This window comes from Neomegalonema sp., assembly GCF_028688855.1.
Classification (GTDB): Bacteria; Pseudomonadota; Alphaproteobacteria; order Rhodobacterales; family Rhodobacteraceae; genus Neomegalonema.
This window is the reverse complement of sequence record NZ_JAQTXI010000020.1, coordinates 46,832-58,843: the sequence shown is the minus strand read 5'-3', so window position 1 is coordinate 58,843 and position 12,012 is coordinate 46,832. Positions and strand designations below refer to the sequence as shown.

The following is a 12,012-nucleotide window of genomic DNA, read 5'->3' as shown; positions in this document are numbered from 1 at the left end:
TTCAGCTTGACCCATTTGGAATCCTTTGAAAAGTCATAAAGCGTCCTTGCGGTCATTTCGCATTCAGCGTTAAGAACAAGGAACCTTTTTTCTGCTGAATATTTGTCCGCTTCGTTCATCATTAACCTATCAAAGCCTTCATTTTTAAGAACTAAATCAAATGCATCCTGGACTGATTTCATCCATATCTTAACATGGAGCGGGTTAATGACTCCATCTGAAACCTGTCTAAGTATTTCCCTTGAAAAGTCCTGTTGTTCCTGCTTTGTTGCTGGAAATGATTTGATCTTGTCAATGGCTCCCATTGGGCATCCCTTCAAATAAAGCTATTTCGGTCTTGTAATCTTCAAAAACCTTGAGCAGTTCATCATGAGTTAGGTCTTTCATTTTCTTCTTGCCTGTCATGGATTCGAATTTCTTCGCCATGCAAACAGTGTCATTGCTGCATTCAGCCTTTATGTATTCGGAAAGTCTGGACTCCATCCTGGCCCGTTGTTCAAGTTCGGCAACCTTGAGACCGTCCGGCAAGGGTTCCACCTTGGGTTCCGGTAAAGACTTGGTTTCCTCAACATCCGCTTGCATCATTTCCTCGTGAGTATAAAGCCCTGAAAGTTCCGCAGGAAACGCCCTTCTCAAAGCGAGGGCTTCGGCACACTTGGAAAGCATGGCATGGGGCATTCGTTTCCACATTCTTGTGAGTGTTCCGTCCTTTTTGAATTGGGCGTACTCTTCCCAATAAGCCGTTGCGGTGACATCGAACCAGTCCATTCCCACCCGCTTCTTAATATGCGCTGTGGCTGAAACGATCTTGCCGTTTTCTGATACAAAAGTCGTATCCGGCCCCGGTGCGTAGTTTCCGGTTCTTTCGGCTATTAATCTGTAGCCGTCTATGCCTGTCTGAATAGTCATCACATAAGACTTGGCTTCGTCCGACCATCTTCTTATAGCGTATATCTGCTTGGCTAACGGATCAAGCCCTGTCCTTTGAGCAGTATAAAGAAACAGTTTTAATTCGTTGTCCGTTGTTCCGTTGGCGACCGTCTTTTTAATCAATTCAATCCGGTCATCGCCCGTTTTTGTTAGGCTCTCTTGTTTCTCTGTCATTAGTTTCTCCCTTTATTTGCTGTCCATTCCCAATCCATGACTTCATGAACTCCGTCAACAAAGCCGTCAAGGTATTTCTTCGGGGTTACTCTTGCCCTGCAACTTCTACGGAGTTCCCTGATTCTTTCCGCGATCCGCTTCCGTGTGTTCGGGTCTAATTCTTTCCGCATATATGCCTCCGCATTTCTGAAATTCTTTCAGTTTCAGTCTCAACCCATCCGTCCCAAATCTGACCGCACGGGCAAATATAGCATCTAAAATCTTCATCCCATTCATGAACCGTATCTTGTCCACAGTTGACACAATCCAGAATCTTTTGGTCATCGTTTTTTATTCGAAGATGAACGTTTTTTGCAGCCCCAGGATCGGGGCTTTGGGAGGGAGTGGGAGGAGAAAAAGCATTGGACGAGAGCGGGAAATAGAGGGGACACGGAACCCGCCCCCGTCCTTTAGTTGTATGGATAATCTTTTTGTTCATGTCCGGCCCCCTTGAATGGTTTAAACTTACGAAATTAATCTGATAAAATCAAGACATTTCTTTATATTCCCAAATAATGATACAGCGAAATCAAAATAACATCCCTAACAGGTATGCCCTCTTTCACTCCGAGATGTTGCGCTTTTTGCAATAACTCATAGGGTATATCTCTCAATATATACGTCCTGGACTTAACCCGCTTTTTGAATACTGATTTTGCAGCGTGCCGGTGATTCTTTTGTTTCATCCCCGGGAGTTCATCTTGGACAAAGGGCAGGCATTCGTCACAAAGGGAAGCCCCACCGATTTTGATATGAGCCTTTGGAAGCCCGCAAGCATCACAGATCCTCATGTTATACCTCCACATATTTGGTTGTGGTGGCCTTTTTTATTGCCATGCGCACCTTAGCGAAATGCCAAGCAATACTAATGCCCTTAGCTGCAGCATTTTTGCTTCCAAGTATGGCGAAATGCTCAATGTTTAAAATTGAATACAATGCATCCAACATTTCAGGCGCGGCAATTATCATTTCAGGCGTGTATTTGTTTTCGTCCATTTTAGTTCTCCTTATCATTAAATCCGAAAAAGGTATCTTCGCATCCATCAGAACAAAATCGTTTCTTGTTTCTGGAAAGAAATTCAATCCCGCACCATCGGCAGCGGTAGACTTTTCTTTCGACTTTCGGAAACATCAGGGTTTCCACTTGTGCTAATTTGGCAAGGGTTTTCATGGCTTACTCCGATTTGGGTTTACAGATGAACCGCTTTTCACCCGCAAAAGTAAAACCGTAACAATTCCTTATTGTAAGTTCCGCGTTTACGATACGTTCAAACATTGTCCCGTGTAGCTTGACTTCACGGAGAGACATTTCCTTTGCTCCGTCTTTCAGGAAATCTTGCCTTGTCCATTTAAGGTTTTTGGGTTTCATGTGTTGCTCCCAGAAATAGTTGTTTTAATAAAAAAACGTTTACGCCTATTGGCACGTTTGGTTTTTCTGCGTTGCATGCAAACAGGGCAACCATTCTGTTTATGTTCCCATACCGCAAATTCCCAAGACCGAGAATCATGACTAATGGACGGTCTGGTTATTTGTTCCGTCTCCTCGATATGCTGAATCCATTTTTCTTTGGTCATTTCATCCCCCATTAGATAAGTTCAACATCAAATCCTTCATTGTAAATATCGAATGATGCAATATAAAGACATTCGGAACAGTAATCCGCATTGATTTCCTCGAAATCATTTAATACTTTTACGGAAACAACGGTTTCGAAAAAGTCGTCGCATCCGTCACAATGATAAGGCTGTTTTTCTGTTTTCATCTCATTCTCCTTTGTTTTGTCCCGACCGCCCGAAGGCGGTTTCGCTTGACTTTCACAAGCTCGTCAGGGGGTTAACATTCCACATGAAATGAATCGACCTTTATTTCGACGAAATCAATTGAATCTCGATCTTCTTTCGGGATACCCAAACATTGCAACACATAATCAAACGCATTTTCAAACGGAGGCTCGGTCTTGAAATCGTCACGATAAAGCGATACTGTTTTCATTTCATTCTCCCTTCTTTGGGTTTGATTTGTCTCTTTTGACACTTGTAATATACATCATTAATATAATGATGTCAAGCATTATTTTGAAAAACAAGCCCGAAATCAGAAAAATCTTGATTTTCTTAAACGATTAAATATATTGAATTTAGCTTTTTATTGATAAAAAATTATATAGAAAACGGCCTTATCTGAACAGACAAAGCCGTCAAAACAAGGAAGAAGAAGTCAAATATTATTTATTAACGTTTTTCTTTAGCCATTCCAAATCAGTTAGAACTTGCCTTTGGTTGCTCTCTACTCTTTGAAGTTGTTCGGGGATTTTTTCAAGCGGTTTCAGATCGTGTTCAATACCCGTAACCCGCACGTCAAGGTTTACAACCTTTTCCTCCAAGACCGGAACTTTACCTGCCGTGTCATCGTATGCTTGGCTATTCCTCCCCCATGCCACCAGCCAGCCCGCAAACATTATCAGAAAAGAAATTACAGACGCAATCGGAATACCCAATTTTACATAGGGATGTTTACCCTCAACGATCCATTGACCGTTTCCGTTTTTCTTTACCGCTTCCATTGTACCGCCTTCGTTAAGTGATAAGATTATTTTTCAATTTGTGGTTGATCGCAATCATATTCAAAATCAATACTTGTGACGTTAAATCCAGTCGTGGCTTTTGCCGCTGTTACGTTATCAAGTCTGAATCTTATGGAAACAATGTCCTCGGCCTCTAAAACGTTATCCACTAAATCATAATTCAACGTAAACGGAACCGTTACCGTATAATATTGTGTCGCAGCGGGCAAGAGATAATCAACTGACACGGTTTGCGTTTTATATGCATTCGCAGCGTCCCCAGCTGTTCCATAGTCAAACCTGACCTCTCCGTGAATAGAATCGCCTGCTGTTTCTGCGTTGGTCAAATATCCGGTTACGTAACAAGTCGGGTCTGAGTTTCCTATCCAGTCGTTATGTATATCGCTTGTGCAGTAAAGATACTCGTTTGTGGCATCGCACAAATAAGAAAGTATCGCATTTAAAACCGTCAATGTTGCACCAGAACCACCGGGATTTATTTTATTAGCTGAAGCATGATATTCCCTAATCCATTTTGCCGTACTGGTTCTTATTGGCGCATCAAAAACATATTGTAATGCTCCCGCAAAAAGTGCTTGATCGGAAGTATTCCCCGAGATAGTATATTGATCGCCGTCACTGCCAGAAAAGGTTACGGTTGGGAATGCCGTTGAAGCGTCGACCTTAAAAGAAGCCGTATCTGAGGCTTGCGCGGCGGTAGTTCTGTTAATATTGACATTTGAATCGACAATGTTTAAATCCGGCGTTGCGTCAACAATAGAAACTGAATGCTGCGGGGTTATTGTGCCCACGCCTATCCCGCCGGAAATTATACTGAAAACTTCTGTTGCGGATGCACCTGCCGTACGTGTCCAAAAACCCAATCTCGAAGTCTCCGAACCGGATGCGGCATTGGTCATTACATTTGTAATTTTCCCGGTAAGTTCTACTGTCCCACCATTATCCTCATTATACATATCAACTGATAACCCGATATTATTTGCCGCCGTTGCAGATGTATACCTTTTTAATTCGACTGTAGACGTTGTTGTATTGGTTGTCGCGGGATTGACCCATCCATACAAAGCAATCCCTGTTGTGCTGGTGAATTGCCCCCCGTAACTGCTCGAACTCACGCCATACGAACCAATCCCGCTTGTGCTTGTACCGCTTATGGAAGTTCCGGTTCCACCTGTTGCTGTAACCGTTGAAAACGTTCCCGGTTGCGTGCTGGCCCCGATAGTTCCATTGTCGAAATCCATGATCTTATATCCTGCGTCATCATCGGCAGGTTGAGACGTAGCCCCGGAGAGGATATTCCCTGAGTCAGTCCAGAGATGATTTGCTCCCCCGCCGTCATCGTAAAGGACTAAAAAGCCAGGTTCGTTATCGGCCCCGCCGTCAAAGACAGAAAATATATGCGGTTCCGTGGATGCGGCTGCCCCCAAGTTAAGGTTCCCCGATGAATCCATATAAAAGGCCACCTTACCGACTTTATCATAGCCTAATATTTCCCATTCACCGGAAACATTTAATTTAAACTTAACGCTTGCAGAATCATAAGCCGCAAAAGTAGCATGAGTATATTCTAATGTATCGTTGTAAAGAACATACTGCCAGCCTTTATAGTTAGTCGTCCATTTATTAACAGCAAAAAGATTTGTTGCCATTAAACTCAAAAATATTAACAGGTATTTTTTCATTCCTTAACCTCCAATATTAGCCACGGCATTATATGCCTGATAGCGTTCATGTCTTGTGTCATCAACATAAAGATCGTAAGTCGTGTCTTCGTCAAGCGTTGCGTACCAGATAGACAATTCCCCGCTTCCCTGTGTCGCAGTTAACGCTCCCGTTGGATAAGTCGCCTCTATCGGCTGAAACTTTACCGTATGGCTTGTTTCATCCGCTTCGCAGGTAGTCGCTGTTACTATTTGAATATATCTCATTATACTCATATTTTCCTCTTAACTTATGACTTTACTATTCCTTTAGAGAGTACGCCAATTCCAGTATATTCGGTTTCGATAAAATCCAACTTAATCGGTTGAGCTTTTATTTTTCCATTATGATAAATCCATTGCATATCGTCGCGTTTCATTTGTACGCGCATTTGGTTTTTATTAGTCAAACCCGCCAGCGTGTCCATTCTATACTGATAATAACATATCATCGTTTTCGGTTGAAAGTAAGCGTCTATATTATCAAACAAAGATTCTATTTTTGTCATTGTGTTTAAAAATACCGGCTTTATGGTCAACGACAAACTCTTATACGATTTCCCCATATAATTCATGCCATAATAAATACCTATCTCTGCCCCTCCGTAATAAGCCGGAAATTCTTTAAATAAATCTATCTTTTGATTTCTCATTATCGCAAGATCAGTGATTTCTTCTTCGTAAAAGTCTATATTCCCGTCATCACAATTAAATCTAATGGCTATGTTTAATCCCATGCGCCCGCCCTGTCACCTATAATTTCATGGCCTGAAAGTTTATATCTTAACTTGTCTATCATTGAAAGTTCGATATTTGTAACCCTGAAATACCCCAAAGGCGATCTCGTGTCCTGACTTGAATATCCGGTTTGTTCTATCGAAATCGGATTTAATCCATACCCATAAAATGTATGATATTTCTTGGCTAATATTTCCGCTTCTGTTTCAGAATAAATACCCGGAGCCTTAATTGTCATGACTCTTTTTTCTCCGAATATCTGATAACTTATGTTTCCGTTGTCTGTCTTTGGATAGACTAATGTTTTTTGATGTACCTCATTTATATAATCATAAGCATAATCAACTATTATCACATTGTAATAATCAAAATATCCCATTTCAAACGATCCCTGTATTAATCCTATAGACGCAGCAGAGATATACGTTGTGGGGATTACTTCGTAAAATTCCAGTTGCGGGATTGAACTATATCTGTATCTATAGGTTAATTGGCTAAAGTCCATCGGGCCTATAGATACTATCGCTTCACCTATCGTACCAGGATAATCAAGACTGATTGTGAATGTTTTTGTTGAAGTCGATCCTGTAAAACTTGCTTCATAAACCAAAGAACTGTCTACCCCGCCATAGTCTTCCAAAAGTTCAAGCATTATTTCTCCGAGTAGTTTCCCGGAAAAATTAGCGCAAACATAAAACTCCAAAACATCCCCGGAAGTGGGGGTTCCACCCCAACTCGCAGAAGCTATTTTAATCTGTGAGTCTGTCGCGTCTGTCTGGTCGTAAAAATCCGCAGCCGTTGAGCCTGCCTTATTATCGCAGTTTGGCCCCAAAACCGTAAAGTCTGTAGCACTTGAAAAGGTTACAACCCACTTTCCGAGATTAGCCCCCGTGTAAGTGGTTACTCCTGAAAGCGTACCCGATCCAGTTTGAGTTGTCCAAGTTAAGGTCGATTCCAAACTACCGGAAGAGTTGCATCTATATGTAGGGGTTGTACTACCCGAATGTAGTTTAATTTCCTGCTGTAAAATTAACCTAATAAGATTATCAACTTTCAATATAGCTTTCCCGCTTTTCCATGAAAACGGCTGTCTAATTACTCCCTGAAAAACAGTCGTATTAGTAACCGTTGAACCGTCTTCAATTCTCAAGTTAATGTCTATTCGTTTCCCAAACATACTGTTTTTATATACTATTGTATTTTTCGGATAGTCTGCAAAGTCTGCGATTGAATCATAATTTAATTGCGTATACGAATCAGGATCAGGGCCTGGCGGGTACGAATAACTGCTTACAGAAGTTAATTTCAGGCTTCTTGTCGCGGCTGAATTTATAAGCGTTACATAATCATCGGCATTAAATGTTGCCGCATCGCCGTAAGGATTTCCCATAGTGTCATTTAATCTTGCGTAAGTAGCCGCTGCATCCCACTCTAAAGACCATAATTGGAAATCAAATATATTATATCTCCCTGCTATCGCCCCATTATGAAGAAAAAATCTATCGGGGTCATTAAATTCAATATATATGTCATTAAGTGATAATTGCCCCCATTCTCCCGGATTTAAATTAATCCCGAAGCTAATCGGACTTATAGATACTGCATTGTGTGTCCCGGAAATTTTATAATTCAAGCCATCCGGATCGAAAATAATTTCAGTAGAAACTACCTTTCCGTACGACCCATAAGACGCACTCGGATAATCCGCATCCAATGTTTCCGCTTCATAAAACGTCAACTCGACAATGTTATATTCATACCCACCGTGTTTATAAATTGTAATATAATTGGGATCAACTATAGCGGTCTTATATGTTGTCGTGCTTTCGAGATATTTATAATATATGTTCATTCTTCGTTTATAAGTCATCAAAGAATCTATCTTGGCCTGAGTCGAAAATTTATTCCTCTTCAATTTGATTTTTATAATTTTTGGATCATTGTTAGTTCTCGAATAAGCCCCCCTATCAACATCCGATTTCGTTATGTCATGGATAATGGGTTTTCTGTCTTGAGAAGTTTGAACTACACACTCTCCGGCGTACTTAATTACACACTCCATATATTCATCTTGGTCGAATAATATGGCAGTGTCAAAAGTTCCCTTTGTGGTCATGCTTTCAGGGATTATTTGTAAGGCTGTTGCCATTAAAAGTATTTTCCTGTTACAGTATAGTTCTTTTCGGTTTCCTTGATTCTTTTGTGTACAACCGAATCAACATATCGAACGTTAGTCAACGGCCCCGGTTCTTCGACTACGATATTAACTATCGGCTGGCTTCCACCGCCCAATGCTCCGGGACTTCCAGTATCTTGAAAGGCGTTCCATTGCGCTTTTGAGTACATAGAAGAAACGGAAGGATTAATAACCTGTTCACCCTCAAGACCTATGAACGGAACTTCTTTTCTTCCTCCCACCATTCCAAGACTTAGACCCTCATGGGCCTCAAGCATCCCGCCCTCATGGAAACGAATTGCACCGGAAAGAAAATCGGTTTTCCATTTATTAAAAGCCGTATATGTTTGATAATACATTGCTTCATCAAATGTCATGTTAGGCTTCCATAACTTTGCCAACCATACGGCTTGCAAGTCTCTCAAGTCTGCGTCTGAAAGTGTAACCAAAATTTGAGCAGTTGTAGTTACTGTCTTATTTAATGAGTTTACGGTCGCAAGGGCTTCATCAACCTTTGTCTTAAATACCCCAATGTTGCTTGTTGCCGTTGCCGTACTGGTATTGATTAAATAAGTTTTCGCATTTGTGACGGCATTCAAATTAGTAAAATTAGTCATCAATGCATTTATTTTACTAACGGCTTGAGCATCGTCAATGGTTATCGTTCTGGGCGTTCCGGTTATGGTATCTATGGCTTGGGCGTTTTCGTTTACGGCTTGAGTATTTGCATCAACCTTGCTTGTTAGTGATGGAAACAATCCAAGGGAAACAAGTATTTCATAATCCGCCGCGCTCAATTCAGTTTTAAATAAATCCAACGTCCCATTCAAAAGATTTGACGCATAGTTTAATTTAAGCCATGCTTCATATTGTTTATTATATTCCTCGCTTCCAACCTTCATCGTTTCCAGTACGCCATAGGATTTAGTGATCTGATCGGACAATGCGAGATTATACGAAGCCAATGCAGCCGCGTCTAAATTAAATCCAGTTGCCAGTCTTATAGTTGAATCGGATAAATAGTTCATCATTTCGATTGACGTGTCTGCTCCTTCGAGATATTTAAATGCGGCATTCAAATTCATTACTTCAATTTCAAGTAGTTTTATTTCCGAAACAGAATCAGCCCATGCCTGTCGGTATTTTCTTTGAATTTCAAGAGGTGCTTCGTTTGCAAGGGCAACCAAATAATTGTTATACAGAACTGTCGTTTGCGCTATTGCCGCGTCAAGTTCGGTTTTCAATGTACTCGACAAGCTCAGCGACATTTCATTTAATTTGTCTTTTGTTGCAGTTATCTGAATCCCCATACCCTCAAGTTTTCTTGTGGTATCTTCAATAGACCATTTCGAACTTTCGAGCGATCCCGCAAAAACATCCAAAACAAAACCTAATGCTTCTGTCGCCATTACAACAGGATTGAATCCAGACGTAGCAATGTTAATCATTGACGCAGCCAAATTACCAAATGTCGTATCGGTTTCCCTTAATTTTGAAATGGCCCCCTGTAAAGCAAAAGTTGAAAAGTCGTTCCAAGTTTTTCCGAGTTCTTCTGTCTTGACTCCCATGTCCTTTTCGTCAAAAGTAATTTTTTCTATTAATGGGATTGTTTCATCGTATCTTAATTTCAAGTTATCCATTATCCCCACACGCTTTAATTCTTCGGGGGATAATACTTTTATTGTGTCATAAAGTTCGTTGAGTTTTTTCTTTATCTGTTCGGATTCATAGGAATTTGCAGCCGTCACGGACTGGAGAAAAGTCAAGGCTGAAATCTGTTCCTTGATCTTTGCGGTTGTATCTATGCTTGCGTCTTTATAAAGTTTTGTTTTATCGACAAGCTCACCCGTTGAGGTCTTTACCGCATTGAACACAAGAGTCGTTTCCGATGCGAATATCTTTCCTGTTTCTGTAGTTTTTTCAAGATTCCCCCGTATGGAAGCCAGTGCCTCGCCAACTGTCATACTAACGCCGTTCATTACAACTTTTTCGTTTTCTTGATGTCTTTGTAATTCCTGGTAAGATAATGCCATAGACTCAAGATTGGCTTTTGCCGTTTTTTGCACTTGATTGTTTCTATCGATTGCGTCATTCCATAAATCCATTGATTTCGAGGCCGCATCTGCTGCAAGATTTATCGCAGTTATGACAAGAGAAACAGCCGTTAAAATAACCATCATAGGGCCAGTTGCCAAACCTGCTGCTGTTATGGCGTTTCTCAAAGAGTCGATATGCTTTGCCATCTGCAGACCCTTCCAGGCCGCACTTATGGCGTTATAGCTTTTCCAAGTAGCCACAAGCCCCGCCATTGACATTAATAGAGGGCCGACAGAATAAGAAATCGCCTGTATTATTCCGGGGTGTTTTATTAGATAATCAGTTATGTCTTTAAGAACAGGGATAATATCTTGACCCATCGAAATGAAAACATCCTGAAATTGATTTCCGACAAGTTTTAACTGTGATTCAGTGGTCGCAAGTCGTTTGTTGAATTCATCGTTTAATGCGTTATTATTTTTATATGCTGACGTGCCTTTATTTAACGCCTTTGCGAAAAGTTCGCTTGCGTTTCCTGCAAGCAAAAGCGCATTTCTCATTCTCTGTTCTTCGACACCTAGGTCTTTCATGACCTGAAAGAGATTCCCGCCCTCTTTTTGGGTCTGGTTTAAACCTGCAAGAAAAACAAGAATCGCACCGGATGCGTCTTGTTCAAATTTGGTTTTAAATTCGGTTGCGGTAATTCCGGCAATATCTGCAAACTGTTCGAGTTTTGCACCGCCATTGGCAACAGCCATTCCAAGATTCATAAATAACTTTGAAAATGCCGTACCGCCAGCCTCGGCCTCTACACCGACAGATGAAAGAGCAGTACCAAATGCCAATATTTCGGCTTGAGATAAACCAATTTGAGTACCCGACCCCGCAAGTCTTAACGCAAACGCAGATATTTCTTGTTCTGTTGTAGCGAAGTTATTTCCGAGATCAACTATTGCGGAACCAATTCGTTCAACCTGTTCTTGTACTCCCATTCCAGCAGGAACGACCGCTTGAGTAATATTCATAAAACGGGCTATTTCTGTTGCTCCCTGCTCATAAGACAGATTTGTAGTAGCTCCAAGTTTCGCAATGACTTCGGTAAATTTTATCAAGTCCTCTTTAGCAATACCCAACTGACCGCCGAGTTCGCCGATCCTGTTTAATTCGTTAACCGAAAGCGGGATCTCAAGCGCAAGCTGCCTAAACTGTTTAGACATTTCTTCGCCGGATTTGTTTAACCGTCCCTGTGCATCCGTTAATCCATCGGTAGTTTTAGTGACTCCCGCAAAAGAGGATTCAAACTTAATCGCCGCAGCCGTAGCTGTAGCAAACGCAGCCGCGCCCGCTATTAAAGTCGCATTCATGGCCTTATTCATCATTTGACCATGCTTATCTATTGCGCCGTTAAGTTTGTCAAGATCACGAATAAAGGCTTCTGTTCCGTTTAACTTAACGAAAGCTACTATGTCACCGACTCCGAGAGAAGATAACCCGCCGAATATTGCCATATTACCGCCTAATAAACTTCAACCGCTGATCCATCGGGTAGCCTTATCACTTTATTCTTGTCCTTTTTCTTTTTTCTGTTTCTTTTCCAAATACCCTTAATGGCTTTATTGCGGGGCCGCTGACT

At 41.2% G+C, this 12,012-nt stretch carries 8 protein-coding genes; all 8 read right to left on the bottom strand.

The genetic code is table 11. The annotated features are described in order from the left end of the window. Positions 1–305: hypothetical protein (locus PHN62_RS14040; protein WP_300151695.1), on the bottom strand; the 305-nt coding region annotated here is incomplete at its 3' end. Further along, a complete protein-coding gene (bet, locus tag PHN62_RS14035; RefSeq protein ID WP_300151694.1) occupies positions 292–1,104 on the bottom strand; it encodes a phage recombination protein Bet in 813 nt (270 codons plus the stop codon). The genes PHN62_RS14040 and bet, both read right to left, overlap by 14 nt. A gap of 831 nt (positions 1,105–1,935) precedes the next feature. Then, positions 1,936–2,139 carry a hypothetical protein gene (locus PHN62_RS14030; protein WP_300151693.1) on the bottom strand — a complete coding sequence of 68 codons (204 nt, stop codon included), beginning with the start codon at positions 2,137–2,139 and terminating at the stop codon, positions 1,936–1,938. Positions 2,140–3,368: 1,229 nt separating this feature from the next. After that, the gene (locus tag PHN62_RS14025; RefSeq protein ID WP_300151692.1) at positions 3,369–3,707 is read right to left on the bottom strand and encodes a hypothetical protein; all 339 of its coding nucleotides are present in this window, start codon (positions 3,705–3,707) and stop codon (positions 3,369–3,371) included. Positions 3,708–3,733: 26 nt separating this feature from the next. Further along, positions 3,734–5,410, bottom strand: a complete 1,677-nt coding sequence (locus PHN62_RS14020) for a hypothetical protein (RefSeq protein ID WP_300151691.1) — start codon at positions 5,408–5,410, stop codon at positions 3,734–3,736. A gap of 269 nt (positions 5,411–5,679) precedes the next feature. Beyond that, complete coding sequence (locus tag PHN62_RS14015) at positions 5,680–6,165, bottom strand: hypothetical protein (RefSeq protein WP_300151690.1); 486 nt, start codon at positions 6,163–6,165, stop codon at positions 5,680–5,682. Then, positions 6,156–8,315: a hypothetical protein gene (locus PHN62_RS14010; RefSeq protein ID WP_300151689.1), complete on the bottom strand. Its 2,160-nt coding sequence runs from the start codon at positions 8,313–8,315 to the stop codon at positions 6,156–6,158. Before PHN62_RS14010 ends, PHN62_RS14015 begins: the two co-directional genes overlap by 10 nt. After that, positions 8,315–11,887: a phage tail tape measure protein gene (locus PHN62_RS14005; protein WP_300151688.1), complete on the bottom strand. Its 3,573-nt coding sequence runs from the start codon at positions 11,885–11,887 to the stop codon at positions 8,315–8,317. The genes PHN62_RS14010 and PHN62_RS14005 overlap by 1 nt, the downstream gene beginning before the upstream one ends. Positions 11,888–12,012: the final 125 nt, after the last annotated feature.